General features: G+C 63.3%; 20 protein-coding genes. 6 read left to right on the top strand and 14 right to left on the bottom strand.

The genetic code is table 11. The features are described from left to right. The first annotated feature begins 321 nt into the window (after positions 1-321). The 5 genes from NKJ58_RS10340 (at position 322) to NKJ58_RS10320 (ending at position 6,515) form a co-directional block, all read left to right on the top strand. Positions 322-1,698, top strand: coding sequence for a VpsF family polysaccharide biosynthesis protein (locus tag NKJ58_RS10340; RefSeq protein ID WP_352853071.1), 1,377 nt, complete (start codon positions 322-324; stop codon positions 1,696-1,698). A gap of 100 nt (positions 1,699-1,798) precedes the next feature. Then, positions 1,799-3,397 (top strand): GumC family protein, encoded by a 1,599-nt coding sequence (locus tag NKJ58_RS10335; protein ID WP_352853070.1) that lies wholly within the window; start codon positions 1,799-1,801, stop codon positions 3,395-3,397. A gap of 1 nt (position 3,398) precedes the next feature. After that, positions 3,399-4,505: a glycosyltransferase gene (locus NKJ58_RS10330; RefSeq protein ID WP_023671792.1), complete on the top strand. Its 1,107-nt coding sequence runs from the start codon at positions 3,399-3,401 to the stop codon at positions 4,503-4,505. Between the two features lie 169 nt (positions 4,506-4,674). Next, entirely contained in the window at positions 4,675-5,403 is a 729-nt protein-coding gene (locus NKJ58_RS10325) for a N5-glutamine methyltransferase family protein (RefSeq protein WP_023671791.1), read from the top strand. Beyond that, the gene (locus NKJ58_RS10320) at positions 5,400-6,515 is read left to right on the top strand and encodes a hypothetical protein (RefSeq protein ID WP_352853069.1); all 1,116 of its coding nucleotides are present in this window, start codon (positions 5,400-5,402) and stop codon (positions 6,513-6,515) included. Before NKJ58_RS10325 ends, NKJ58_RS10320 begins: the two co-directional genes overlap by 4 nt. Before the next feature lie 69 nt (positions 6,516-6,584). Here the strand turns inward: NKJ58_RS10320 and nadE are convergent, their stop codons facing one another. From nadE to asnB, 4 genes are read right to left on the bottom strand one after another with little or no spacing between them, the layout of a single operon-like run. Beyond that, a complete protein-coding gene (nadE, locus tag NKJ58_RS10315) occupies positions 6,585-7,589 on the bottom strand; it encodes an NAD(+) synthase (protein WP_023831510.1) in 1,005 nt (334 codons plus the stop codon). Beyond that, positions 7,586-9,133: a class I adenylate-forming enzyme family protein gene (locus tag NKJ58_RS10310; RefSeq protein WP_352853068.1), complete on the bottom strand. Its 1,548-nt coding sequence runs from the start codon at positions 9,131-9,133 to the stop codon at positions 7,586-7,588. The genes nadE and NKJ58_RS10310 overlap by 4 nt, the downstream gene beginning before the upstream one ends. 23 nt (positions 9,134-9,156) lie before the next feature. After that, complete coding sequence (locus tag NKJ58_RS10305; protein ID WP_352853067.1) at positions 9,157-9,420, bottom strand: acyl carrier protein; 264 nt, start codon at positions 9,418-9,420, stop codon at positions 9,157-9,159. Between the two features lie 22 nt (positions 9,421-9,442). Beyond that, positions 9,443-11,380 (bottom strand): asparagine synthase (glutamine-hydrolyzing), encoded by a 1,938-nt coding sequence (asnB, locus tag NKJ58_RS10300; RefSeq protein WP_352853065.1) that lies wholly within the window; start codon positions 11,378-11,380, stop codon positions 9,443-9,445. A gap of 298 nt (positions 11,381-11,678) precedes the next feature. Between asnB and NKJ58_RS10295 the strand changes: the two genes are divergently transcribed. Further along, the gene (locus NKJ58_RS10295) at positions 11,679-12,548 is read left to right on the top strand and encodes a hypothetical protein (protein WP_023671785.1); all 870 of its coding nucleotides are present in this window, start codon (positions 11,679-11,681) and stop codon (positions 12,546-12,548) included. A gap of 207 nt (positions 12,549-12,755) precedes the next feature. Here the strand turns inward: NKJ58_RS10295 and amaB are convergent, their stop codons facing one another. From amaB to NKJ58_RS10245, 10 genes are all read right to left on the bottom strand, one after another. Beyond that, entirely contained in the window at positions 12,756-14,270 is a 1,515-nt protein-coding gene (gene amaB / locus NKJ58_RS10290) for an L-piperidine-6-carboxylate dehydrogenase (RefSeq protein WP_023735004.1), read from the bottom strand. A gap of 175 nt (positions 14,271-14,445) precedes the next feature. After that, complete coding sequence (locus NKJ58_RS10285; RefSeq protein ID WP_023707663.1) at positions 14,446-15,720, bottom strand: RNA polymerase sigma factor; 1,275 nt, start codon at positions 15,718-15,720, stop codon at positions 14,446-14,448. Beyond that, positions 15,717-16,091 (bottom strand): YciI family protein, encoded by a 375-nt coding sequence (locus NKJ58_RS10280; RefSeq protein ID WP_023671781.1) that lies wholly within the window; start codon positions 16,089-16,091, stop codon positions 15,717-15,719. The genes NKJ58_RS10285 and NKJ58_RS10280 overlap by 4 nt, the downstream gene beginning before the upstream one ends. Positions 16,092-16,173: 82 nt before the next feature. Beyond that, positions 16,174-17,274, bottom strand: coding sequence for a DNA topoisomerase IB (locus NKJ58_RS10275; protein ID WP_023683452.1), 1,101 nt, complete (start codon positions 17,272-17,274; stop codon positions 16,174-16,176). Between the two features lie 63 nt (positions 17,275-17,337). Next, on the bottom strand, positions 17,338-18,099 hold the full coding sequence (locus NKJ58_RS10270) for a hypothetical protein (protein WP_352518368.1): 762 nt from the start codon (positions 18,097-18,099) through the stop codon (positions 17,338-17,340). Continuing rightward, entirely contained in the window at positions 18,096-18,974 is an 879-nt protein-coding gene (locus NKJ58_RS10265) for a glycosyltransferase family 2 protein (protein WP_023725134.1), read from the bottom strand. Before NKJ58_RS10265 ends, NKJ58_RS10270 begins: the two co-directional genes overlap by 4 nt. Beyond that, entirely contained in the window at positions 18,967-19,902 is a 936-nt protein-coding gene (locus NKJ58_RS10260; protein ID WP_023686317.1) for a glycosyltransferase family 2 protein, read from the bottom strand. The genes NKJ58_RS10265 and NKJ58_RS10260 overlap by 8 nt, the downstream gene beginning before the upstream one ends. Before the next feature lie 101 nt (positions 19,903-20,003). Continuing rightward, complete coding sequence (locus NKJ58_RS10255; protein ID WP_023683456.1) at positions 20,004-20,888, bottom strand: transglutaminase family protein; 885 nt, start codon at positions 20,886-20,888, stop codon at positions 20,004-20,006. A 1-nt stretch (position 20,889) separates the two neighbouring features. After that, the gene (locus NKJ58_RS10250) at positions 20,890-23,301 is read right to left on the bottom strand and encodes a circularly permuted type 2 ATP-grasp protein (RefSeq protein ID WP_352497612.1); all 2,412 of its coding nucleotides are present in this window, start codon (positions 23,299-23,301) and stop codon (positions 20,890-20,892) included. 6 nt (positions 23,302-23,307) lie between these two features. After that, complete coding sequence (locus NKJ58_RS10245) at positions 23,308-26,667, bottom strand: transglutaminase family protein (RefSeq protein ID WP_352853063.1); 3,360 nt, start codon at positions 26,665-26,667, stop codon at positions 23,308-23,310. Between the last annotated feature and the right edge of the window lie 101 nt (positions 26,668-26,768).

The following is a 26,768-nucleotide window of genomic DNA, read 5'->3' as shown; positions in this document are numbered from 1 at the left end:
CGGCCAATTAAGTGTGGGTTACCGAGTTCACGAATAGCGTAAATCCGGCTGCCGATGCATGTCGCGCAAGTGCATTGCGTGCATTCGTTCCCACGCGGCGCACTTTGGTGAGATTTCAATGAGCGGTGTCCGGCTTTTCGGCAAAGCTGACATGTGGCGGCCCATGCCCGGCATCGCCACTGTTAAGATCGGGTTATCCATATTCCTTTACGTTCGTGCAGGAAAATGTACCCGGGGGCGCGTTCGTCCCCTGCCATCTCAATCGCAAGCCGCAACGCTGGTCGGATAATCGTGAGTGTCACCCCCACAGAGCAACAGTTCGTGACCGCGCAGGCCAGCCGCCAAGACGCCCTCACACTCCTGTTCTTTCTCCTCGCGGCCTTCGCTTTCCTGCTCCGCTCGACCATCTCTCCGCAGTTGATGAATATGGTGATGTCCTATTCGACGGAGGGGGGGTCGTTTCCCGAAAAGCTGCATATCGGGACCTATGCCATCTTTCTGCTGCTTGTCGTCATCGCCACGACCCGGCCAATTCGGCTCGAAGGCGATGAAGTCAGGCTGTTCAAGGCGACATTGTTATATTCGCTGCTGCTGTTATGGCTGGTGCCTTATCTCTTCGTGATAGGCCGTGCCGGCTCGGCCGGCTTCATAATCGATTCCTATCTGGTCTCTTGTGCCGCGGCGATGATCATGCTTGCCCTGGGTGACCATGTGCGCAGGGCGCTTGGCAATGTCATCGTCGGCATGATCGTCCTCAGCGCCATCATCGGAACGATCGAGGCCGTCACCCAGCATCGATTCCTGCCCTATCCCCTCGTTGAGCTGGACTTTCGGCCGATCGGACTGTCGGCCCATCCGCTGGCGCTGGGCGCGCTTTGCACCACCGCCATAGGTTTCGTTGCATTGACGCGGTGGCGTATCTGGGTGTGCGCGCTTTGCATCTTCATTCTCTTCATCGGCACGGCCGCTTCGGGCGCGCGCACCGCCCTGCTGCTCGCTTGCGGCGAGATCCTGTTCCTGCTCGTGTTCCTGCCTTGGCCGGACTTGTCACCCAGACATCAACGCCAGGCCAAACTCCTGGTGCTGATGCTGACGCTGGCCGGTGGCGCCATACTGATTGCGATACTCTTTTCGGCGGGGCTGCTGAACCGCTTCAGCAACACGCTCTTTGATCAAAATTACGACGCGCGCGTCAAGATCTACGATGTATTCAAGTTCGTTGAATGGAGGGACATCCTGCTTGGCATGAATCCCAACGAGTTGTTGAAGATCGTCAACGAAAAGCTCAACCTCCCCTTCATCGAAAGCACGCCGGTCGTTCTTACGCTTTTGTTCGGCCTGCCGATCGCCCTGCTCTTCGCGTTTGCTTTCTTCCGGTTCCTTTTCAAGCTCCTGCGCAATACGCCTCGGGCCGCCCATATCGCAGCGGCCGCGTCCATTCTCGCGGCATTGTCAAACAATGCCCTTTCTTCGAAGGCGCCGGATATCATGCTGCTCGTCATCTTGTTGCTCGCTTATCGAAAGCCGGATGGGCGCCTCGGCACGCCCCTTCAGGCCAACCAGCATCAACAGCGACATGACGCCAAGCCCGCTCCTTGCGGGTGCCCTCGCGACGACCTCTTGTATTTCCATTTGAAACGCCTGCACGCTTTGCCAGGCTACGACGGGCGTGGCAGAATACCGACCAAGGGTGGATAGATCGCTGTTCCGGAACGCGCCTGACACGCCTGGAAAATGAAATGTTAACGATGTTTCCGTAAAGCAGGCTGTGCGTATTGAATATTAAAGGGTTAGCATGATGTCCGCCGCTTCCGGTCCTCCTCCAGCCGCGGCCGCCGCCGGCATTAGCCCCTATGAACGGATCGAAAATGCGCGGCGCGCCAGCAGGCCAAAGCCGCAACAAACCGCGCCGATCATGGCACATGCGGCGGCACCCGCTGTAACGTCGGCCCCTGTAACGTCGGCCCCTGTGTCGCCTGCACCCGTGGCGCCGCCTGTAGCCGAGCCCGTCACGACGGTGACGCTCAACAAGATCGGAACCTTTCTCGAACTCGATTTCGGGCGTCTGTTTGTCTGGCTGCGCGCCGGCCTCGCTCTGGTATGCCTGCTGGCAATCGCCGGCGGGATCATCGGCGGTGCCTACGCTCTGCTGAGCAAGCAGCGCTACACCGTGACCACGGACATCCTCATCAATCCCGCCAATCTTCAGGTTGTTCCGAATGATCTTTACCCGCAATCGGCCCAGGTCGATGGACAGCTGCTCAGCGCGCGCAGCAAAGAGCGCATCTTGACCTCGGGCAGCGTGCTTTCACGTGTTGTAGACGATCTTGACCTGGCCAGTGACCCGGAGTTCTTCGACGCGGACCGAAGCCGCACAGGGACGGACGGCGCCAAACCCGACCCAAAGCTTACCGCCCTGAAGAACCTGGCGGAACGGGTTAGCAGCATCGCGGATGAAAAGTCGTTTGTCACGACCTTGATGGTATCGGCGGAAACCCCCGCTAAGGCGATCCTGATTTCGCAGGATATCGTCAAGACTTTCCAGGAAGAGCTGGCCAGCGCCGAGGCTTCCGGCGCCAGCCGTGCCGCGGCCGCGCTGGACGGGCGGCTGGGCCAGCTCAAGAGCGATGTGCAGGCGGCCGAAGAGAAGGTCGAGGCCTATAGGCGCAGCCACAATCTGGCCACCAGCAATGGGCAGCTTGTTTCCTCGCAAACCATGACCCAGCTCAACGGCCAGATCGTGGAGACGCAATCGCGCGTCATCGCCGCGCAGGCAAGTTACGACGCCCTGCTTGCCGCCGGCGCAAACGGCACCAATTCCGGTCCCGCCACGTCGGAGGCGCTTGTGGCGCTGCGCGCAACGGCCAACGGCCTGCGCCAGCAGATCGATTCGCAGTCGATGACCTTTGGCCCCCGTCATCCGTCGATCGTCAGGCTGAAGACGGAGTACAACACGGTCAGCGCGCAACTCAGCGCCGAATACGCGCGCACCCTGCGCCTGGCGAAGGTCAATCTCGATGCCGCCAAAACCTTGTCGGCCTCCCTCAATGCCAAGATGAATGACTTGAAGGGCAACGTGTTCTCGGATAGCGATTCCGAGGTCGCCTTGCGTGAACTTGAACGTGACGCCGCGTCGAAGACGGCTATCTATGAAAGCTTCCTGTCGCGGGCACGCCAGATAACCGAGCGCGAACAGATCGACAGCACCAATGTGCAGGTGATTTCCACCGCAGTGCCGCCAAAGGGCCGTTCATGGCCCCCGCGCACGGTCGTGATGATCGGCCTGGGGGCCATTGGCGGCATGATCCTTGGCATGTTGCTCGCCATTACCCTGGGTATCGTGCGCGACATGCGTCTTCCGCCGAACCGCCCGGACGTCATTGCCAGCCGCGCCTGAAATGGCGAAGCGGATTGTCTTTCACATTGCCAGCCTCAGGGGCGGCGGCGCCGAGCGTGTGTTCGTCCTGATAGCGAACGAGCTGGCATCGCGCGGCCACAACGTCACGCTTTTTACCTGGAACGCGCAGGGGCCCAATGCCGCCCTGCTTTCGCCTGCCGTGCATCTGGTCGATTTCGGCCTCCCCATTCGCGGCGAGGGTTATGGCAAGTGGGCGACATTGAAAGGCATCGTGCGAAGCGCGGGCCTGCTTGGCCGCCTTTCTCCCGACGCGATCTACAGCGCCCCGGAATTCGCCAATCTGGTCGTGGCGCTGGCGCTTTCCCTCGCGCGAAGCAGGGCGCGGTTCTTCCCGAGTTTCCACGCCGCCGCCTCACTGCCTTCCGGCAGCCTTGGCGCGAAAATGGCGGTCTGGCTTTCGGCCCTGGTTGCGGCCCGCGCCACCAGGGCCATCGCGGTTTCTGAGGGTGTCGGCGGCGATCTTGTGGCCCGAGGCTTCCCGAAATCCAAGGTCGTGGTCATCAACAACCCGCTGCCGCCGGCTGCGGCATCCCAGCAACGCTCCTACGCCTGGCAGGCAGAGCTCGCGGCGATGGGCGACGGCCCCATCATCATCACCGCCGGACGCCTGGTGCCGGTTAAGGATCATTGGACGTTGCTGCGGGCCTTCGCTGTGCTGCGCGCCGGCCGCCGGGCCCGGCTTGTCATCTTCGGCGAGGGTCCGCTGGCCGACGAGCTGCGCGCCTATGCCGAAGAATCCGGTATCGGCGCAGACGTTCTGTTTGCGGGCTATGTCAATGATCCGGCGGCCTGCTACGCAGTAGCTGACTTGTTCGTCCTATCATCGACCAGCGAGGGCTTCGGCAATGTTCTGGTCGAGGCCATGGCAGCGGGGATTCCGGTGGTCTCCACGGACGCGCCGCACGGCCCGCGCGAAATACTTGATGACGGCCGCTTCGGCGCCCTGGTGCCGGTCGGCGATGCCGCGGCCCTGGCAGTGGCGATGGCCGGAATGCTCGACCAGCCGACAACCGCCGCGATCCTGAAAAGCAGGGCGGCGGATTTCGAAATTGAAAAGATCGGAGACCGGTACGAGGCGTTGCTCTGAATTAGCGCATGGATCGGCTTGCGGCGGCACAGGAATTCGCCATTGATGGGACAGGACGCCGCCAACATAGGCCGGTTACTCCCAATCCAATCATGATCTTTAACATCAATTTACCCGGAGTTGGTAACAACAGGGAACCCGCGTTTTATCCTCAGGATAGGGATTTTCCTTGCCGCAGCATCACAGCCTTCCTGCCGGCCGTGCAAACGATCGCAATTGGCCGCGATTGCACCGCTTCATGCGGGTTGAGCTGGAACTCGCGCCTGACGTCCTGGTGCCGCGAGCCGAAACGGAACTGCTTGGCCGGACGGCCGCGGCCATTCTTGGCGAACAGGCGCACGAAACGATCCTGATCGACATGTGCTGCGGCAGCGGCAATCTTGCCGTGGGCATCGTCAGCGAATGTCCTCGGGCTCGGGCATGGGCGGCGGACCTGACCGACAGCACGGTTTCGCTTGCCCGCCGCAATGTTGTGCGCCTCGCCCTGCAGGACAGGATCAAGGTCCGGCAAGGCGACCTATTTGCCGCGATCGAGGGTGACGGCCTCCGCGGCGCTGCCGACATGGTTGTGTGCAACCCGCCCTATATTTCCTCATCCCGTCTCGATAGCGAAAGCGCGCATCTGTTGGAGAACGAACCTCGGGAAGCTTTCGACGGCGGCCCTTACGGTATTTCGATCCTCCAAAGGCTGGTCCGGGATGCCGCAGCTTTCCTCAAGCCAGGCGGATGGCTGCTATTTGAGTTCGGCGAAGGTCAAGATCGGCAGATAGCAACCCTTTTATCGAGAACGAAATCCTACGAAACCCCAACCTTTGCCGTGACGGCCGACGGCCAGCCCCGTGTCGCCATGGCGCGCAAACATGGTGGCCGGGTTCCCGGAACCGGGAGCCCGGCGTGAGCGTCGTCCGCGCCCTCGATCAGGCCGACCTTGCGGCCGTCGCGGGCATGTTTCAACGCATGCTGCGCAAGAAGCGGGGGCCAGCGCCGGCCTCCCTCGTCGATTACATGAGGCGGTTTTATCTGGACGCACCCGACTGGGGCAGCGGGCTCCGTTCGCTTGTCCATGTCAATGACGCCGGCCAGGTTTCCGGGTTCGTCGGCGTTCATGCGCTGCCAATGAAATTCAACGGCCGGCAGCTCTACGCTGCCATCTGCAGCTCGCTGATGGTCGAGGATCACGAGACCGATCCGATGGCCGGTGCCCGCCTGTTGAAGGCCTTCCTCGATGGTCCGCAGGACATCTCCTTCAGCGAAACCGCCAATGATACGTCCGTGAAACTGTGGACGCGGCTTCGCGGCGTTGTGCTGCCGCAATACAGCCTTGACTGGGTTCGCGTGATGCGGCCGGCGACCTTCATGCTCAGCCTTTTTGCCAATCACATGAAGCTTGCCTGGATGTTCAACCCGCTCGCCCGGATCGTCGACCGGCTCTACCTTCGCAAAATGAAGGGCAGTCAACGACGCTGGACCGGCGTCGTCGCCAACGCATCGAGCCGGGGGGCATTTCGGACCTCCGAGATCGACAGCGGCAGCTTTGCGGGGCTGCTGGAGCCGCTTTGCGCCCAGTTTCCGCTACGTCCGCAGTGGGCGGAAGGTCAGCTCAACCATATTCTGGGCGATGCGGCGCAAAAGCCGGATTTCGGAGAGCTTGTCTGCGTGTCGGTGGCATCGCCGAACGGCGCCAATGTCGGCGCTTTCGCCTACTACGCTCGACCGGACGGGATCGGCCGCGTGCTGCAGGTCCTCGCTCTTCCCGGCCAGGCCGGGCCGGTGATCGATTGCCTGGTCGAGCATGCCGCCCGGCGCGGTGTCTCCGGCTTGCGCGGCCGCGTCCAGCCCGCGCTTCTGGACGCCATGCTTGTAAGACGCATAGCCTTCATACCGGTCGCCTCGACCGTCGTGCATTCACGCGATCCCGAGCTTCTGGATGTCATGAAGAACGCGCAGGTCTTTCTGAACGGGCTTGCGGGCGAGCAGTGGAGCCAGTTGATCGGCGGCCGCTTCACCTGAAGCGTTCCGCCTAGAGCAATTCCAGGAAAGGGTGCGCGGTTTCCGTCCGGAATGGCATAATGCATCAGGTCAGGAGCCGACTTCGTCCACGCCGTCAACGAGCTGCGGGCGCAGGTGCAGATAGCGCGTCGCCTTTCGCTTGGCGGCGATGTCGGCCCAGACGCGTTCGATCTGTGAGGCGGCCAATCCCGCCGCTTGCCCTACCACCTCGGCGGACACGCCGTTGTTGAGGCCGTAGAGACACAGATCCATCCGATCGTAAGGCAGGGAGAAGTAGAATTCTTCCTGCGTCTGCGCCAGCGAGTAGGTGTCGGTGGTCGGCGGCCGGTTGCGGACCTCTTCCGGAATGCCGAGATAGGCGGCTAGCGCATAGACCTGCGTCTTGTAGAGATGCGCGATCGGCTTGACGTCGGCGGCGCCGTCGCCGTTCTTGACGAAGAACCCCTGGTCGTATTCCAGCCGGTTCGGTGTGCCGAGCACGGCGAAGTTCAGCCGGTCGGCATGATAATATTCGAGCTGCTTGCGGGTGCGCTGCTTCATGTTGGTGGCGGCAACGATGCCGAGATAGACTGCCACCGGCATCCGCAGTTTCGTCTGCTTGCCTTGCGGGTCCTGCACCACCAGCGACGAGATGTTGTAGCCCTCGCCTTCGAGCACGTTCGCGATCACGATCTTCGAGGCCCAGCCCTTGCCATAGTCCGGGACCAATTCGCGGATGAAGGCGTCGCGGCGTTCATAGCAGCCCATTGCCCGCAGGGTCGGCCCGATATCCTCCACAACGGCCTCGACGCCGAAAGTGTCGGCGACCAGATGGCCGAGCCGCAGGCTTTCGGGGTCGGAATCGCTTTCCGGCATGAGGACGCACAGCACATTCTGGTGGCCGACGGCCCGCGCGGCCAATGCAGCCGAAACGCTGGAATCTATACCGCCCGAAAGACCAAGCACGAGGCCGCGTTTGCGAATGCCGCGCAACTGCTCGCGCAGGGCCGCCACGATCCTGTCCGTTTCCGCGGCGGGATCGATGGCCAGGGCTTGGGTGAGGGCCGGCGCATCCTGGGTTGAGCCGATGTTCATTGCTCGGCCTCCATCATCTCAGCCGCGAGCCGGCGGCTGACCTTGCCCGACTCCGTCTTCGGCAATTCGCTGCGGAACTCTATGATTTTGGGGACCATGAAATCCTCCAGGTGGCGCGCGCAGTGACGAATGATGTCCTTTCCGCCAAGCGCCGGGTCGGACCGCACGACGAGCGCGCCGATCGCATGCCCCAGCACCGGATCCGGCACGCCGACGACCACCGCTTCCGCGATACCTGGATGGGCGTGGAGCACGGCCTCCACTTCCTTGGGGGCGACCTTCTCGCCACGCGTCTTGATGATGTCGTCCTTACGCCCGACAAAATAGAGAAAGCCGTCCTCGTCGGTCTGGAACAGGTCGCCCGTATAGAGCACCTTTTCCCAAGGGTTAGGCCCCGGCCGGAGCGCTCGTTCCGTCGCGGCCTGGTTGCGCCAATAGCCCTGCATGACGTGCGGACCGCGGATGACGAGCTCACCCGCCACGCCCGCCGGCACGCGTTGTCCAAGGTCGTCGACGACAAAGGCTTCCGTGTTGGGGATGGCTATGCCGACCGACCCTGGCCGGCGGTCAAGTTCCTCAGGTGGCAAATAGGTGCAGCGCTTGCATTCGGTCAGCCCATACATCGAATAGATCCGGACGCCGGGCAGCAGCGAGCGCAGGCGTTCTATGTGGGCTGGCGGCAAGGCGGCCGCGGTGTTGGAAATATAGCGGAGGCTGGGCAGGAAACCCGGCGCCAGATCACGCATCTGCAGGATCATCGCCGCCATGGTAGGCACCAGCGGAAGGCCGGTGACGCCCTCGTTGCGGATGCGTTCGAATATCTCGTGCGGGAAGGCGAAGGACTTCTCGAGCACCAGCGTGGCCCCGAGCCTGACTGCCATCAGCAACTGGTAGAGGCCATAGTCGAAGGCAAGCGGGAGGACGTTCAGGATGATGTCGTCCGGCGCGTTGCGCAGATAGGTGGCGATCGACCCCGCGGCAGCGTCGCAATTGCGATGCGTCATCATCACACCCTTGGGCCGGCCGGTCGAACCTGACGTGTAGATCAGCATCGCAAGGTCGACGTCGATGCCGCGATGGTTTACCTCCGCGCCATCGAACGTCAGGCAGTCAGTCAGGGACGCGGCCCCTGCCGGGCATTGCCCATCGGCCCCAGGGGTGGAAGCCACGAAGATGCCGGTCTTGCCTTGCGATGCGCAGGCTTCGGTGACCACGGGCATCAGCTTCGCCTGCGTCAGGACCGCCCTGGCGTCGCAATCGGCGATGACGTAACCGAGCTTGTCGGCCTTTGTGGAGGGGTTGATCGGACTGAAGGTCGCACCTGCCTTGAGTGCCGCAAAGATCGATACGGCGGCCTCCCAGCAATTGTCCATGAAGATCAGAACGCGGTCGTCGCGCCTGATCCCATTCATGAAGAGAGCGGTGGCCAGCCGGCTCGAAAGGTCGTCGAGTTCTTCGTAGCTCAGCTTTTTGCCCCTGGTGACTAATGCCGTCTTGGCCGGGTGGGCAGCAGCCTTCGCCACCAGAAAATGCTCGATCCGCACGGGACGTTCCTCGCCGTTGGCGCTTACGCTGCCAGCGTTTGTGCTCTCGCCTCGATGAAGGACGAGATGCGGTCAAGCGAGTCCAGGTTGGACGGAACGATGTCGGCGTCCACCATCGCGATGCCAAAATTGTCCTCGATGAAGGCCACCAGCTCAAGCACCGCAGTCGAGTCGATAATGTCGTTCTCGATCAGCGAGGCTGAATCCGACAGTTTGTAGGAGGTGTCGCCGAACAGGAAGTTGTCGACGATAAAGCTTCTGACCCTGTCCTTGATTGCCGTCATCATGTCTTTCCTTTTCCTCGCCGTCTCAGGCCGCTCTTGCCGCGCCGACCGCTTGGCCGGCGAAATTCTTCTGCCACAGCTGCGTCGACAGAATGCCGACGAAGGCGGCGTTGTCGCGAAATCCGGTCGCGGTCTCCATGCGGCATTTCTCGTGGAGCTTGGCCACCGCCTTGGCGTTGAACAGGCCGCCGGCGGTAATGCTCGCCTCGCCCAGGCAGTCACGAACATAGTCTAGTTCCTCCGCCCCGACGAAGGAGCGGGCCTCCGGGGCGCGGTAAGGTTGCTTGGTGCGTTTCCCGATCGCCGCCGGAAGGTGGTGCCTGGCCACCTTGCGCAAAATGTGCTTCTCCATCAAGCCTTTCAGTTTCATCTCCGGCGGAAGTCTTGCCGCGAACTCTACCACGCGATGATCCAGGAAAGGAAACCGCCCTTCGATGCCGTGCGCCATGGCCATCCGATCGCCTTGGCTGGAGAGGATGTAGCCGGGCAGGAGGAAGCGGGTTTCGAGATATTGCGCCTGATGCAGCGGATGCCATAGGGAAAACGCCTCGGGCAGGCGGCTAGTCAGCTCTGCAGCCGCGTCATAACCCTTCAACGTCGCGCGCAGGTCGCCGGAAAAGAAGATTTTCGCCGCCGCCGTGGTCTTGAAGCGTGGCCGATGCGAGAACAGCGGATCGTCGAGGGCAGCGTTGCTGGTGCCGAAGAAGGCAGCCAGATACTCCACCGATTGCTGTTGCAGGCCGGGCAGATACGGGTAAAGCCGGCGGAACAGCTGCGGCCTTATGCGCGATGTGGGCTGCCGCCCGCAGAACCGGCGGACACGCGCCTCCTTGAAGACGTCGTAACCGGCGAAGACCTCGTCGGCGCCTTCACCCGTCAGCACCACCTTCAGGCCGGCCTGGCGAACCAGGGCGGACAATTTGTAGAGTGGCGCAGGCGCCGTGCGGATGATCGGCCGCTCGGCAAAGCGGATGACCTCAGGAAAGACGCTGGCGATATCGCGGGCGCCGCATTCTATGGCGTGGTGGCGCGTGCCGAGCGCCGAGGCCATTTCGGTCTGAAAGGCGCTTTCGTCATGCTCGGCGCTGTCGAAGGTTACGGAAAATGTCTCCAGTCTCCGAGGAGTCATGCCGGCGGCAAGCGCCGAAACGAGCGACGAATCGAGCCCTCCCGAAAGATAGGAACCGACCGGCACGTCGGCCCGCATGCGAAGCCTCACCGCATCGGTCAGAAGGGCTTGCAACTCCTCTGCCGCATGGTCCTCGTTCGTGATCTTCGACGGCTCATCACGATGCGGATAGTCCAGGTGCCAGTATCGTCTGACCGTGACCTGCCCCTGCGTCGCGATCATCACACTTGCCGGTTCCAACTCGTGGATATTGCGGAACGCCGTGCGCGGAGCGATCGGCGCCCACAGCGTAAAGATCTGATCCAGCGCAATCGGATCAATTTCAGCGGAGACGCCCGGGACCTTCAGCAGGGCTTTGATCTCCGAGGCAAAGTAAAGCACCCCGTCCTTACTTGTGTAGAACAGCGGCCGGACACCCATCCGGTCTCGTGCAAGCACCATTCGTCGCTGCCGATTGTCCCATATCGCCAAGGCGAAATCACCGTTCAGGAGAGACAAGCAGTCTTCGCCCATCTCCTCATAGAGCTGAAGGATGACCTCTGTGTCGCTCGACGTCCGAAAGTGTCGGCCCTTGGCGATCAGCCCTTCGCGCAGTTCTATGTAGTTGAAAATCTCGCCGTTGAACGCAATCGTCAAATTGCCGGCCTCGTCGGACATCGGTTGCTGGCCGTCTCCGATGCCGATCACCGACAGCCGCGCATGCCCGAGCCCGGCATCGGGTGCTACGAATTTCCCTTGCTCATCCGGCCCACGATGGGCAATTGCGGCTACCATGTGCGTGAGCAAAGCTTCCGCATCCCGGATTGACCCGAAATAACCCCCGAATCCACACATCCCTTGAACTCATATTGAACGCTAAGGTACGGAACATAACCTCGATAGTGGCATCTGAGGTTAATCCGATATTTTCACCGAGCATGTGGTTAACAAGAAGTTTGCCACGATGTGGTGTTCGTGGCTAGGACGCGATGGCTCTCCATCACCTCGCGCTTGCGGCCGTAATAGCCGGAACGATAGCCCAGGCTCGCTCTAGGCCTTTTGTCCGGGTTGGCATGGCTGGACACGGGCGGCTAAGGCTGGAAATGTGATTGCACGTCTTCGCTGCCGGGGGGCTGGCCGGAGGACGAGGAGGATGGCGCTGAATTTCGAATATATTGCCGGCCATCCGGCGCTGCACCGTCATGTCGAGGCGCAGTCGAAGGCGCTGCTGCATATCTATGAAACGAGCCCACGCCTGGCCGCCGTGTTCGCCACGCAACAGCGCTGGTTGCTGGCTCACACCGGCCTAGCCCTGCATTTCGCCCGCGACCCGCGCGATCCCCGCACGGAACTGACACTGGCCCGCTTCATCGATGCCGTGCTTCACTATTCCGTCGCTAGCCGCAACACGGCCGAAGCCTTCATCAAGGAGATGCTGCACTATCACATCATCGAATACCTGCCGCACACCGGTGACGGACGAGCCCACCCGTTTCAGGTGACGGCAGCGACGCTGAAGGAATTCGACGGCTGGGTGGTTGCGCATCTGCGCACGCTCGACGGTCTCGACAGCGGCAGCCGCCTCGCCGCCTTTCTCGAGCAGCACGGCATGATTTCCAGGCTGCAGCCGCTGGTGGCGGAAGGCCTGCTCTCCTCCAACCCTGTGCGTGAGCCCAAGCAGACGTTTTCGCTGTTCATCTGGCTCAACAATGGCGGCATCGTCATGGATTGGCTGATGTCCGGCATCGATCCCGACAATGCCGCCCTCGACCGGATCCCGACCAGCGTGGTTTCGATCGGCGAATTCGCCAGTTGGCTAAAACTCTCGCGCACCCATCTTGCGCGCAAATTGCGCGACGCCGAAAAGCTCGGCAGCGTCGGCTGGCTGGGCCGGCGCGGGCATTCCGTAATGTGGGTCTCGAACAGCTTCTACCAGGAATACATGACCGTGCAGGCCGCCAAACTTGCCGTCATCGATGCCGCGTTCGAAGCCTGCCGACCGGCGTCGCCGCACGCTGGCTGAACGTTCGGCGCAGACGCTGTTGCGCAGCCGATCGTGCCGACCGCGAGGACCCGTCCGGGCGCAGGGCCGAGGTGGCCTTTCCGCCGTCGGGATACGGACATCTGGACAGCGGGGGCGAAGCCTGAAAGCGGAACGATCCGCGCGAGCGGCAGCGATCCGCCCGACGGGTTCGGGTGGATCAACTGGTCAAAAGCCGGGCGCAGCATCTCAATCGATGTCGAATGACACGCCCTGCGCCAGCGGCAGCGCCTTGGAATAGTTCACCGTGTTGGTGGCGCGGCGCATATAGGCCTTCCAGGCATCGGAGCCGCTCTCGCGCCCGCCGCCGGTTTCCTTCTCGCCGCCGAAGGCGCCGCCGATCTCGGCGCCCGACGTGCCGATGTTGACGTTGGCGATGCCGCAATCCGAACCATCGACGCCGAGGAAGCGCTCGGATTCCTGCAGGTCGCGGGTGAAGATCGACGACGACAGTCCGGCGCCGACCGCATTGTGCTCGTCGAGCACGGCATCGAAATCGGAATATTTCATCACGTAGAGGATCGGCGCGAAGGTTTCTTCGGTGACGGGAGCCACCTGCTTCGGCATTTCGACCAGCGCCGGATGCACGTAATAAGCATCGGGATGGCCATTCTCGACCCGCGAACCGCCGGTCAGCTTGCCACCGTGAGCGGTGGCTTCCTTGAGCGCCTTCTGCATGGCGTCGAAGGCCGCCTTGTCGATCAGCGGCCCGACGAGCGAAGACGTCTCCAGCGGATTGCCCACCGAGACGCTCTCATAGGCCTTCTTCAGCCGCGGCAGCAGCGCGTCATAGACGCTGTCATGCACGAACAGGCGCCGCAGCGTCGTGCAGCGCTGGCCCGCGGTGCCCATGGCGCCAAAGGCGATGGCGCGCAGCGCCATGTCGAGATCGGCGGTCGGGCAGACGATGCCGGCATTGTTGCCGCCGAGCTCGAGCACGGCGCGCGCAAAGCGCTTGGCCAGCCGCGGGCCGACATCCCGGCCCATGCGGGTCGAGCCGGTGGCAGAAACCAGCGCCACCTTCGGGTGGTCGACCAGGATCTCGCCGACGGAGCGGTCGCCAATCAGCACCGGTGCCAGGCCCTGCGGCGCATCCGCGCCGAAGCGCTTGACCGCGCCGGCAAAAATCGCCTCGCAGGCGAGCGCCGTCAGCGGCGTCTTTTCCGAGGGCTTCCACACCACGGCATCGCCGCAGACCAGCGCCAGCGCCGCGTTCCACGACCACACCGCGACCGGGAAGTTGAAGGCCGAAATGACGCCGACGACGCCGAGCGGATGCCAGGTCTCCATCATGCGATGTCCCGGACGCTCGGTGGCGATAGTCAGACCGTAGAGCTGGCGGGAAAGGCCGACGGCGAAATCGCAGATGTCGATCATTTCCTGGACTTCGCCGAGGCCTTCCGACGGGATCTTGCCGACCTCGACCGACACCAGCCGGCCAAGCTCGGTTTTGTGCGCGCGCAACTCCTCGCCGAGCAGCCGCACCAGTTCGCCGCGCCGGGGACCCGGCACCATCCGCCAAACCTGGAACGCCGTGTGCGCGGCATCGATGGTCTTGGCCGCATCGGCCGGCGAAATCGTCTTCAGCGCCGCGATCTGTTCACCCGTCACCGGACTGCGCACGACGAGGTCGCCGCCGGTCAGCGCGTCCTTGGCCACACCCAGTTTCGCCAGAAGTTCGGCCGTTTCCTTCGCTATCGTCATTTTCATCCCTTTCAGATCCGCTCGCCATCATAGGGCGGCGGTCGAGCCTTGGCGCCATTATCGCCCGCATGCCGCAGGCGCTGTCATGGCGTGCCATTACTCGGTTCAGGGGAAAATCGCCACCCCGGCATGGTCCAAGCCGGGATTGCACGATTGAGCCAGAGGAGAAACAGGCTTAGTGCGCTGTCTTCGCCGGCGCCTTCACGGCTCCGTCTCGCATCAGCCGGTCGATATGCATGCGGATATGGGCGGCTTCCGCTGCCGTGTTGGCCAACGCAATGGCGCGATCGAAGGCGACACGCGCCTCTTCGCCACGGCCGAGCTGCATCAACAGACCGCCCTTGAGGCCGAAGAAGTGGAAATAGCCGGACAGCCTCTCGCCTAGCGGCTCTATCATGGCAAGGGCAGCTTCCGGCCCGCGCACCTTGGCGACCGCAACGGCACGGTTCAGCGTCACCACCGGCGAAGGTTGCATCGCCTCCAGCAGGCTGTAGAGCAGGTCGATCTCTGTCCAGTCGGTCTCCTCGGGGGTTGCCGCCCGCGCATGAAGGGCGGCGATCGCCGCCTGCACCTGGTAGGGTCCGGGCTTCTGGTGGCGCAGGGCCTTGTCGACCAGCGCCAGGCCTTCGTCGATCATCTTGCGGCTCCACAGCGAGCGGTCCTGGTCGTCGAGCAGCACGATCTCGCCATTCTCGTCGAAGCGGGCCGGCGCGCGCGCATGCTGCAGCAAAAGCAATGCCGTCAGACCCATGATCTCCGGCTCGGTCTGGAACAGCCGCAGCAACAGGCGCGCCAGCCGGATCGCTTCCTCGCAAAGCGGCGCACGCGCCGGCGCCTCGCCGCTGTTGGTGGAATAACCTTCGTTGAAGATCAGATAGACCATGGCGGCAACGGCGGCGAGCCGCTCCGAGCGCTCGACCGCTCCGGGCGTCTCGAACGGCACGCCGGCATCGGCAATGCGCGCCTTGGCGCGCGTGATGCGCTGTTCCATGGCGCTTTCGCCGACCAGGAACGCACGCGCGATCTGCTTGACGGTGAGACCGGAGACGATGCGCAGCGCCACCGCGATCTGCTGCGTAGGCGGCAGATCCGGATGGCAGCAGATGAACAAGAGCCGCAATATGTCATCGCGGTAGTGCGCGCCGTCCAGCCGTTCGGCGATATCGCTCTCGGCATCTTCCAGGTCCGAGATCTGGTCCTCTTCCGGCATCGGCGCCTGCTTGGCGCGCTTGCGCACCGCGTCGATGCCGGTGTTGCGGCCGACAAAGATTAGCCAGGCCGCAGGATCGCGCGGCGGCCCGTTCTGCGGCCAGTTCTTGAGTGCCCTCAGGCACGCGTCCTGGAAAGCTTCCTCCGCCGTATCGAGATTGCGGAAATAGCGCAGCAGCGCACCCATAGCCTGCGGGCGGGCAGCGCTGATCGCCGAGCTTATCCAGGCGAGGTCTGTCATGTGGCTACTCTGGTTGGGTTGAAGACGGAAACCGGTCGGATCTCATAGGATCCGCCGCTGGGATTGACCTCGGAAAGCTCGCGCGCGAAGTCGACGGCCTCGTCGAGATCGGCGCATTCCAGCGTGTAGAAGCCGAGGAACTGTTCCTTGGTCTCGGCAAACGGGCCGTCGATGACGACCGATTCGCCCTTGACCTTGCGCAGCGTCGTCGCGGCGGTGGTGGGCAAAAGCCGCGCCACCGGCCCAAGCCGGCCGGCTTGAGCGTATTTTTCCTGCACATGCATGAGCTTTGCCATGACCTCGTCATCCTGTGCCTTGCTCCAGGAGGAGACGACATCTTCGGAGGCATAGCAGAGGATAGCGTAGAGCATGGGACGTCCTTTCCTGTCTCAAAGGACGAAACAGTAGGGCCTATGCCGACATGGCGTCGACAAAAAAGTTACGCCATTTTTGTCAGCCTTCGCTTGCCTTCAACCATCTCAGCACAAGAGCCTCTTCATCATCGAGACCGTCTATCGATCGCTTGCGCTTGTTGGCCTCGGTCATTTCGCTAAGCAGCCGCCCTTCCACCCAGGCTTCGAAAACCTGTGGATGGATGTAGCATTTGCGGCAGACGGCGCGTGTGTTGCCGAGCCGCTCGGCCACCTTGTCGATGACGGCGTTCATTACACGCTTGGTCTGCGCCTGGCTTTCGGGAAGCTCCGTCCGCGCAAACAGCGACGCGGCATGGATGGTGCCGCCCCAGGTGCGGAAATGCTTGGAGCTGAAATTGGCGCCGATCGCGTCGCGGATATAGCGGTTGACATCGTCGGAGCGCACTCCATGCCTCTCGCCATCCTCGTCGAGATATTGGAACAGTTGCTGCCCCGGAATATCCTGCGCGCCGCGCACGACCCGGGCGATGCGGCGGTCGACCAGCTTCAATTTCCATTCCTTGCCGGACTTGCCCTTGAAGGCAAAGCGCAGGCTCGATCCCTTGATGTCGACGTGGCGGTCGCGTAGCGTCGTCAGCCCAAAGCTCTTGTTGTCGCGGGCATAGGCGGCATTGCCGACCCGGATCATCGTGTTGTCGAGCAGCCAGACAATTGCCGCCACGACGCGCTCGGCCGGCAGGCCACGGCGGCGCAGATCGGCATCGATCCGGCGGCGCAGCTCCGGCAGGCTTTCGGCAAAGGCGACAAGGCTGGAGTATTTGGCGCCGTCGCGCTCGGCGGCCCACAGCGGATGGTAGCGGTACTGTTTGCGCCCGCGCTGGTCGCGGCCGGTCGCCTGGATGTGGCCGGCGGGATCGGGCGAGATCCACACATCCGTCCATGCCGGCGGAATGGCCAGCGCCTTGATGCGGGCAATGGCTGCCGCGCCGACGGCCTGTCCTTTCGCGCCCTTGTAGGAAAAGCCTTCGCCCGCCTTCAGGCGCCGGATCCCCGGCTCGCTGTCGCTGATATAGGTGAGCGAGGCCTGTTCGGCAGCGGTCTGCGCGCCGTTCTTCGGCGCTCCATCGTCCCCCCGTCCGGCAGCCGACCGGCCGGATGGCGTCCCAGATTTGTCAAGCATGCCCGCTCCACGAAATTTTTCTCGTAGATAAGCGCCAAGCCGACTGCTGGTTCCACCCCGTTGCTATGGAATGTGGTCGGGTCCACCAATGGTGGCACCAGCCGGCACGGCCATCCAGAGGCCGCCATCGTCGACGTGAGGCGGATGGTAGTCGCGCCCGGGCGGAATCTGTTCGAACACGGCCCCTGCCTCATCGGCAAGGTAGTCATAGCCCACATCCTGCAGGAGCCCCTTTGGATCAAGGTGGTGGTAGAGATTGCGGCGGGCGATCCGCCGCTTCGGCTCCATCATCTTTAAATGATAGAGGTTGAGCCCGCTGTTGCGGGCCTTGAAACCAAGATCGGGAGGATACCAGAGCCCGTGCAGGTCCTCTGGTCGGTACTTCGCCGGATCGTAGGCTCTGAACAGACGATACTGGAACTTTTCGGCCCACAGCCCGTCGACCCGGTACTCGGTCGGCGAATACAATTCGCGGAGCCGGAACCCCCAGGCCATGCGGCTGTAATCCCCCGTCAGCTGTCCGATCCGCTCCGCGGTACCGCGTTCCAGCCGCTCATCGGGATCAATAGCCAGGATCCAGTCGGCGGCAGCTTCATGCGCTGCGTCGAGTAAGATCCGCCGCCGCTGCGGCTCGCTGCTGAACACGCCGGTCGCCCCGCGATCGTCATAGGCAATCCAGCCGTCAACGACCGGATCGATATTGGTGATCAGATCGGCAACCAGATGCGCGTCATAACGATAGCTGAAAACTGCGACCGTTCTCTGGCGCGTCCAGAACAGTCGGCTCCGTCGCCAGCGTCGAGGCTTGATTTGGCTCGTTATCATTTTCTTGTTGCCGCTTTCACGCGATTTCGCACGCCAATATAGACACCCACGGATTTGACCAGCAGGGCAAGCCAGACAATTGGCATCGACATCATCGCGAAAGTTCGATCCCGATCGGAAAGCCCGATCTTCGCCAGCTTGCGGGCATTCCGCCGATCGCGAAACGTGTCGCGAAAACACCGAAACGGAGTGTTCAGGGCGGACGCTGCGAGGTAATCGCCGCGGCGACAGCCGCGCCTGTACTGATCGGCAAGCAATCTGGACAGCCGGGTTTCGTTGCGATGAACGGTTTGCACCTTAGGCTCCCACACCGGCTGCAGTTCCTGCGGCAGCCGCCCCAGGAATTCGGTGTCTTCGGCAGCAGGCATGGTTTCATCGAACAAGCCAAATTCATCGAACAGCCGCCGATCGAACGACACGCCGTAACGCAGCGCACGATCCGACGGCAGACCGGGAAGCCGTCGCATGAACATGATCAGATGAGCCGCACAGGCGATCAGATTGCGCGGATGGCTATTCACCATCGCGCTCGCCACGGCGCGGTCGCCAGCCAGATGCCGCTGCATCCGTGCCTCGGCCCAGCCCGAACAGGCGAGGCAATCATCGGCAAGAAAGGCAACGAAAGGCGCTTTGGTGGCCGCAATGCCGAGATTGCGGGCTGCGCCTACAAACAGCCTTCGACCGACCTCGATCACTGGCACCTTGACCCCGGCGCCGGTCAGCAGCGCCATGACCTCGCCTCCGCCCGAGTTGACCACCATGATCTCGAGCGGCTCATCCTGATCCAGCAGGGATGTCACCGCCTCGACGATTTGAGCCGGCGCGCGATAGCCGATGACAATGACGGCAAGCTGCGGCGGGGCTGATTCAGGCACGTTGCAACTGGACGCGCGGAGAGGAAAACCAGCGCCGCAGCGCCAGCTTCAGCTGGTAGCGCCTGCAGCGCCAGGTGTTCGACCGCACCTTCGGCGCCGCCGCCGCGATCCTCAGGAACCGCGCCGCCGTCTCCAGATCACCGCGCGCATAGTGAACCCGGGCGATCTTGAGGGCGACCAGCCCCTCCCTGGTCTTTAGCGACGACAGTGGGATGCCACAGTCAGTCAGCTCGCGCAGCGCCAGCCGCCAGTCGAGAAAGCGGCGCACCGGCCTGGTGATGAAGCGATCATCAGAACGCACTGCCGAAACGTGGTAGATCATGACGGGATGCACGATCAGGGCAAGCGACGCCCTGCCCATCAGCCTGGACCAGAACAGCGTGTCCTCGTCATAGGCAAGCCCGGTCGGGAAGCGCGTGTCGCCGACGACCCGCCGGGAAACCAGCGCACTGCCCACGGCAATCGAGCGAATGTGACCTTCCAGATAGGCCGAGGCATTGGCTATACCGTCTTCTATGTAGCCGGCTGGAAGCTTGAGGTTCCGGTTCTCGCCATCGGTGCGCCGACGGTAGGCGCCGATCACCATGTCGGCGGCCGGTTGCTCCCCCGCCCGGACCAGCATCGACCGCAGCCCGCCCTCCAGATGCAAGTCGTCGGCGTCGATCAGGTAGATCCAGGAGCATTGCGCCTGCGCCAGCGCCACATTGCGGGAGCCGCCCGCGTCCCGGCAGCTGCTCTTGAGCACGCGCAACGGCAACGAGAATTGCGTGGCGGCATTCAGCGCGGCTTCTGCCGTCCCGTCCGAGGAGGAATCGTCGACCAGCAGCACCTCGCCGATAACCTCGGCTTCGGAACGAAGCGAGGCCAGCGTGGCCGCAATGGTTGCCGCCGCATTGTGCGCCGGGATGATGACACTGATTGCCGTCAATACCGAACTCCGCATCAGCATGCCTGCCGACCGATCCTCCCCGAAGTTTCGACCGAGCATAACGGGCATGGCCGTTGTTGAGAAGCTGTGCTTCGAGGCTGTCAGGCCTTCTCGAGCGCGACCGGGATGACGTCGACGGCCTGGTCGCCGACCTGGCCGCCGGTGGTTTTCAGCACGCCGACGATCGGAGCCACGTCGGAATAGTCGCGGCCATAGCCAACGGTGATGTGGTCGTTGCTGGCCCGCATGCCATTGGTCGGGTCGAATTCCTGCCAGCCGGCATCGCGCCCACACCACACCTTGACCCAGGCATGCATGGCATCGGCGCCTTCGAGCCGCGGCTTCCCTTTCGGGGGAATGGTGCGCAGGAAGCCGCTGACATAACCCGCAGGAATACCTAGCCCGCGCAGGCCGGCGATCATGATGTGGGAGAAGTCCTGGCACACGCCCCGCTTCAAACGGAAGGCATCGCTGGCCCCGGTACGCACCGTGGTCGCTTCCCCGTCATAGGTGAAGTCGCGGTGGATGCGGTTGCACAGATCGATGGCCATGCCGACCGTCGAGCCGCCGGCGCTGTCGCGGGCATAGGCGGTGATCGCCGCATCGATGCCGGCATGATCGCTGGCGGCGAGAAAGTGATGCGGTGCATCCGGCGCCAGTGACCGTACGGCGCCGAGTTCTTCCCGCAGGCGCTGCAGATCGGGCGACACGTCGAGCCCAGGCTCCGGCCGTGACACCGACACGCGCGCGCTCATTCTGATGTCGAGCCCGTCATGGACGTCGCGAAAGGCGATCGCGGTGACATTGTTGCCGAAGAAATCGGCAAAATCCGTGCGCTCCGATGGGGTCGGCACAAACGAAAGCGAGGCCGCGATCACGCGCTGCACGCCGGCAATGGTCGGCGGCAATACACGCACCTGATGCCGGCTGCCACCGGCCGCGGCGTCATAATCGTAGCTGAGATGAAGCCTGATATCGTACAGCATGTTAACCGAAATACGCTTTAGCCAGGCTGCTATAGAGGTTGCCGATCTCAGTTGCGAGATCGTCCAGCACCTCCGCCGACATCTCCGATGGCTCCATGACGGCAATTGCCGTGTTGAGCTGCAGGATTTCCTTGGCCGCGACCGACATATGCCCCTCCGGCCCAACCGATGGCAACAGGCCGATCTCCGCCTTCAGCCGTTCGAGCTGGAACAGGATCGAGCGCGGGTTGAGTGGGTCGAGCGCCAAGAGGTCGATCACCGTGCGCCGTCCGGCCCGCACCGGATATTGCCGGCGGTGGGTCATGACGCTGTCGCCGATCTCCAGCATCATGTCGAGCGAGCCGTCCGGCGCACCGGACCTTGTCAGTCGGGCTAGCGTACGGGCGATCTGGATGCCGCGCTCGATCCGCCGGCCGATCTCGAGGAAACGCCAGCCGGTGAAACGGTACATATTCTCGTGCAACAGGCCGGAGAAACCGGCGAGCTTGCGCAGCATGACCGTCATCGCCCGTGTCGCGTCGTCACCCGGCGCCACCGTGGTGGCGAACTGATGAATGGTCTTCGACAGGTCCTTCAGCGCCAGCCAGCCATCGGGCGAAAAGCGGTCGCGGATCTGTCCGGCGCTGTAGACGGCGCTGTCCAGCGTGCCGATCAATCCGGGCGGAATGGCCGCTTCGAGATCGATGCCGAAGGGTTCGAGATAGTCCCTGATATCGGCGAGCAGCAGCATGTCAGGATCGGACGTCTCGGCCAGCCGCACATGATAGGCGCGCAGGATACGCACCGTATCTTCCGAACGCTCGATATAGCGGCCGAGCCAGGTCAGGTTTTCCGCCGCGCGGCTGGGCAGGCTGCCCGGCATGGTGCGGACGAAGCTGTCATGCTCCTGCGGCAGCAGCGTCTCGCGCTCGACCGACCGGTCGCTGACCACCCAGACGTCGGCCGCCTGGCCGCCGCGCTGCATGGCGATGGCCGTCGGGTCGAGCGAAAGGCCGACACGGGCGAAACCGCCCGGCATCACCGTCCAGCCATCGGGCGTGCGCGCCAGATAAACGCGCAGGCTTGCCGGTCGCGGTTCCAGCCAGCCGCCGACATAGACCGGCGTCGTCGACAGCGTCACCGCTTCCTGGCCGACGAAACCGCTGCCATCGCTCTCGATGCGCGCGATCAGCGCGATGCGTTCCTCCGGCGTCAGTGCCGAACCGAGCCTGGTCTGGCCGTCATCCTCGAAGGCCAGCCGCGTCGACAGCGCCGGACCGATCACCATGCGATCGATATTGGCAAGCACATGGGCCCGTTCGGTTGCTTGCCCGCACCACCAGGTGGCGACGCTTGGCAACAGAAGTTCTTCGCCGCGCAATGCGCGCGAAATCTTCGGCAGGAAGGCGAGCAGCGCCCGGGTTTCCATCAAGCCCGAACCCAGCGCATTGACCGTAGACACGGTGCCGCGGCGGATCGCCTCGACCAGCCCCGGCGTGCCGATATGCGAGTCCGACCTCAGTTCCAGCGGATCGGCAAAGGCGGCGTCGAGCCGCCGCCACAGCACGCTGATCGGCATCAGCCCGGAAACCGTGCGCACCATCAGCTTGCCGCCGGACACGGTCAGATCCTCGCCCTCGAGCAGCATGATGCCGAGATAGCGGGCGATATAGGCGTGCTCATAATAAGTCTCGTTGAGCGGCCCCGGCGTCAGAATGGCGACGCGGCCGTCATTCTCCTTCGCCATGCCGATCAGCGCATCGCGAAAGCGGCGGAAGAAACCGGCCAGGCGATGCACATGCATCTCGCCATAGACGTCGGACAAAGCCCGCGTCGTGGCGACGCGGTTTTCCAGCGCAAAGCCGGCGCCCGACGGCGCCTGCGTGCGGTCGCCCAGCACCCACCAGCTTCCATCCGGCCCACGACCGAGCTCGAAGGCGCAAAAATGCAGGAAATGACCGCTGGCCGGCATGGTGCCGACGACGGGGCGCAAAAATTCGGGGCTCGCCGCAATCAGGCCTGCCGGCAGGATTCCCTTCTCGATCAGCCGGTTCGGGCCATAGATATCAGCGACTATCTCCTCGAAAAGCTCGGCGCGCTGGACGAGACCGGCGCTGATCCCGGCCCATTCCTTGTCTTCGATCAGCAGCGGGATATGCGCCAGTGGCCATTCGCGCTCGTTGGCGCCGGCCTTGTCGTAGACGCGATAATAAACGCCGGCGTCGCGCAGATACTGGTCGGCGCGGGCAAAGCGCTGGCCCAGCTTTTCGGGACCCAGCTCCTCCAGCGCCTCGATGAAGGGCGCCCAGGCCGGACGCGGATGGCCCGAAGCATCGACCATCTCGTCGACGACGCCGTCAATCGGCTGGTAGTGCTCCAGCAGACTGTGCCTCAGCGGCTTGCCGCGGACCTTTTTCTGATTCCCCTTTGCCATCGCTGATCAGAGTCTTGCTGGCCGCCTGAGGTCAAGGGTCATGGGGAAGTCTTCAGAGGCTTCTTCATTGCGCAGCACATAGGCCGACGGCGTATGGCCGCGCGGCTCGAAGCGGGCGAGACGCCTCGCCTCGGCCTCATTGACGTTGACCGGGAAAGTGTCGTAGCTGCGCCCACCTGGATGCGCGACATGGTAGACGCAGCCGCCCACCGCCCGCCCCGACCAACGGTCGTAAATGTCGAAGACCAAAGGCGTGTTGACCGGCAGCGCCGGATGCAGGCCCGACGAAGGCTGCCAGGCCTTGAAGCGCACACCGGCCACCGCGACCTCGCGATTGTCGGTGACCTTCATCGGCACGATTCGGCCATTGCAGACAATGGCATGACGTTCCGGGTTGAGGCCTTCGGTCCTGACCTGCAGCCGTTCGACCGAGGAGTCGACGAAACGCACAGTGCCGCCGATTGCGCCTTGCTCGCCCATGACATGCCACGGCTCCAGCGCCTGCCGCAGTTCCAGCTTGATGCCGGCATGCTGGACTTCGCCGCAGAACGGAAAGCGGAACTCCAGCTGGGCATCGAACCATTCCGGCCGGAATTCGAAACCGTTGAGCTTGAGGTCGTCGAGCATGTCGAGGAAATCCGCCCAGACATAATGCGGCAGCATGAAACGGTCATGGAGCGAGGTGCCCCAGCGCACGAAGCGGCCATCAAGCGGGTTGTTCCACGCACGGGCGATGATGGCGCGTACCAGCAATTGCTGCGCCAGCGACATGCGCGCATTGGGCGGCATCTCGAAACCGCGGAACTCAACAAGCCCAAGCCGGCCAGTCGGGCCATCGGGCGAAAACAGCTTGTCGATGCAGATTTCCGAGCGGTGCGTATTACCGGTGACGTCAGTCAACAGATTTCGGAACAGTCGGTCGACCAGCCAAGGCAGCGGTGGGTTGCCCTGGCCCGGATGCGGCACCTGCGCCATCGCGATCTCGAGTTCGTAAAGCGAATCGTGCCGCGCCTCGTCGAAGCGCGGCGCCTGGCTGGTCGGGCCGATGAACAGGCCGGAGAATAGATAGGACAGCGACGGGCGCCGCTGCCATTGCAGCACCAGGCTCTTCAACAGATCGGGCCGGCGCAGGAACGGGCTGTCATTGGGCGTCGCGCCGCCGACGACGACATGGTTGCCCCCGCCGGTACCGGTGTGGCGGCCGTCGATCATGAACTTGTCGGCGCCAAGCCGCGTCTGCCGTGCTTCCTCGTAGATCGCCGTCGTCGTCGCCACGCAGTCCTGCCAGTTGGCAGCCGGATGGATGTTGACCTCGATGACGCCGGGATCGGGTGCCACCCTGATGACGTTGAGGCGCGGATCGTGCGGCGGTCCATAGCCTTCGATATGCACGGGAAGGCCGATCGCCTTGGCCGCGTTTTCTGCGGCTGCGACGAGCTCCAGATAGTCTTCCAGCGCCTCGACCGGCGGCATGAAGACGCACAGCCTGCCGTCGCGCGGCTCGACCGAAAGTGCTGTACGCACCGCGCCGCCGATCTCGGTGATCTCCTGCTCGACCCGGTCTTGCTGACCGGTCGTCGCAGTGAACGATACCGCCTGCTGGCGCCGCGCCATCTCGTCGGCGCCTTCCAGTTCGGCCGGAGCCGGTTCTGGCAGTATGGCTTCCCGCGCCGGCAGCGGTCCACGCGGCAGCGACGGATCGACCGGCACGATATAGGGGAACTGCGCCGGCGGCACATAGGGCAGCGTGCCCAGCGGCAGGCGGTAACCGACAGGGGAATCGCCCGGCACCAGGAACAGCCGCCCGCGCCGTGTCTTCCACTTCTCCGAGCGCCAGCGCGGGTCCGAAGCCTGGCTGTTCCAGCGCTGCACCGGCAGCACGTAGCCGGACGGCTTGGTCAGCCCGCGCTCGAACACTTTCGCCATGCGGCTGCGCTCTTCCGGGTCTTCCAGCTTGGAGTTGGACGGATCGACATTGTCGGGCAGCTTGCCTTCCTTCAGCAGCCATTCGGCCGGGTCCTCATAGGCCTCGCTGACCATCGCCTTGTCGATGCCGAGTTCGCCGGCGATTGCCGTCAGCAAGCTTTCGGCTTGCTGCGGCCCGACCTTCGCATCGCTCTTTTCGTGTGCGATTAGCGACGGATCGCTCCATACCGGCTGGCCATCGGTGCGCCAATACAGCGAGAAGGTCCAACGCGGCAGGCTCTCGCCCGGATACCATTTGCCCTGGCCGTAATGGAGGAAACCGCCCGGCGCGAAGCGCTCGCGCAGTTTCCGGATCAACGCATCGGCCTTTTCGCGCTTGGTCGGGCCGACGGCGGCGGTGTTCCACTCGGCGGACTCGAAATCGTCGATCGACACAAAGGTCGGCTCGCCGCCCATGGTCAGCCTGACATCACCCGCTTGAAGTGCGGCGTCGACCTTGTTGCCCAGCGCATCCAGCGCCTGCCAGCTTTCGTCCGAAAACGGCTTGGTGATGCGCGGATGTTCGGCAATGCGGTCGACACGCATGTCGAAGCCGAACTCGACATTGGCAAAGCTCGCCATGCCGGAAATGGGCGCGGCGTTGCGGAAATGCGGCGTGGCCGCCAGCGGCACATGGCTTTCGCCGGTGAGCAGGCCGGACGTCGGATCGAAGCCGATCCAGCCGGCGCCCGGCAGATAGACCTCGCACCAGGCGTGCAGGTCGGTGAAGTCGACGGCGGTTCCGGCTGGGCCATCGAGCGCGACCAGATCGGGCTTCAGCTGGATCAGATAGCCTGAGACGAAACGCGCGGCGAGGCCGAGATTCCTGAGGATTTGCACCAGCAGCCAGCTCGAATCCCGGCACGATCCCTTTTTCGCGGCCAGCGTTTCCTCCGGCGAGAACACGCCGGTTTCCATCCGCACGATATAAGCGATCTCCCGCTGCAGCCGCGCATTGAGGTCGACGACGAAGTTGACGGTGTTGGTGGCGCTACGGTCGATGTTTGCGAGGAAAGCAGACAGCAGCGGCCCCGCCGGCTCCGGCGTGCGGCAGATGGCGAGATCGTCCCTGATGTCCTCGGGGTACTCGAACGGGAAGGTCTCGGCCGATGGTTCGACGAAGAAATCGAACGGATTGTAGACCGTCATGTCGGCGACGAGGTCGACCTCGATCTTCAATTCCGTCACCGGTTCCGGGAAGACGAAGCGGGCGAGGAAATTGCCGTAGGGGTCCTGCTGCAGATTGACGAAGTGGTTCGCCGGCCCGACCTTCAGTGAATGGCTGAGCACCTTGGTGCGGGAATGCGGTGCCGGCTGCAGCCTGATGACCTGGGGCCCGAGAACCACCGGCCGGTCATATTTGTAATGGGTCAGGTGGTAGACGGCTGCCAGTATTGCCATGGGGCCCCGGAGATCGGCGTTTCTTCAGCCGAACCCTGACACATCTATTGGCCATTCTCCAAGCAGAGATGTTGCGCTGCACCTAAATTAAGCAGCCGAAG

Source organism: Mesorhizobium sp. M0139 (assembly GCF_040322455.1).
Classification (GTDB): domain Bacteria; phylum Pseudomonadota; class Alphaproteobacteria; order Rhizobiales; family Rhizobiaceae; genus Mesorhizobium.
This window is presented reverse-complemented; position numbering and strand designations above follow the sequence as displayed.

What these genes read in the sequence shown, in the direction of transcription:
- NKJ58_RS10335 (WP_352853070.1), top strand. Translation starts at nt 1,799, where the DNA reads ATGTCCGCCGCTTCCGGTCCTCCTCCAGCCGCGGCCGCCGCCGGCATT.
- NKJ58_RS10330 (WP_023671792.1), top strand. Translation starts at nt 3,399, where the DNA reads ATGGCGAAGCGGATTGTCTTTCACATTGCCAGCCTCAGGGGCGGCGGC.
- nadE (WP_023831510.1), bottom strand. Translation starts at nt 7,589, where the DNA reads ATGAACATCGGCTCAACCCAGGATGCGCCGGCCCTCACCCAAGCCCTG.
- NKJ58_RS10305 (WP_352853067.1), bottom strand. Translation starts at nt 9,420, where the DNA reads ATGATGACGGCAATCAAGGACAGGGTCAGAAGCTTTATCGTCGACAAC.
- asnB (WP_352853065.1), bottom strand. Translation starts at nt 11,380, where the DNA reads ATGTGTGGATTCGGGGGTTATTTCGGGTCAATCCGGGATGCGGAAGCT.
- NKJ58_RS10295 (WP_023671785.1), top strand. Translation starts at nt 11,679, where the DNA reads ATGGCGCTGAATTTCGAATATATTGCCGGCCATCCGGCGCTGCACCGT.
- amaB (WP_023735004.1), bottom strand. Translation starts at nt 14,270, where the DNA reads ATGACGATAGCGAAGGAAACGGCCGAACTTCTGGCGAAACTGGGTGTG.
- NKJ58_RS10285 (WP_023707663.1), bottom strand. Translation starts at nt 15,720, where the DNA reads ATGACAGACCTCGCCTGGATAAGCTCGGCGATCAGCGCTGCCCGCCCG.
- NKJ58_RS10280 (WP_023671781.1), bottom strand. Translation starts at nt 16,091, where the DNA reads ATGCTCTACGCTATCCTCTGCTATGCCTCCGAAGATGTCGTCTCCTCC.
- NKJ58_RS10275 (WP_023683452.1), bottom strand. Translation starts at nt 17,274, where the DNA reads ATGCTTGACAAATCTGGGACGCCATCCGGCCGGTCGGCTGCCGGACGG.
- NKJ58_RS10270 (WP_352518368.1), bottom strand. Translation starts at nt 18,099, where the DNA reads ATGATAACGAGCCAAATCAAGCCTCGACGCTGGCGACGGAGCCGACTG.
- NKJ58_RS10255 (WP_023683456.1), bottom strand. Translation starts at nt 20,888, where the DNA reads ATGCTGTACGATATCAGGCTTCATCTCAGCTACGATTATGACGCCGCG.
- NKJ58_RS10250 (WP_352497612.1), bottom strand. Translation starts at nt 23,301, where the DNA reads ATGGCAAAGGGGAATCAGAAAAAGGTCCGCGGCAAGCCGCTGAGGCAC.
- NKJ58_RS10245 (WP_352853063.1), bottom strand. Translation starts at nt 26,667, where the DNA reads ATGGCAATACTGGCAGCCGTCTACCACCTGACCCATTACAAATATGAC.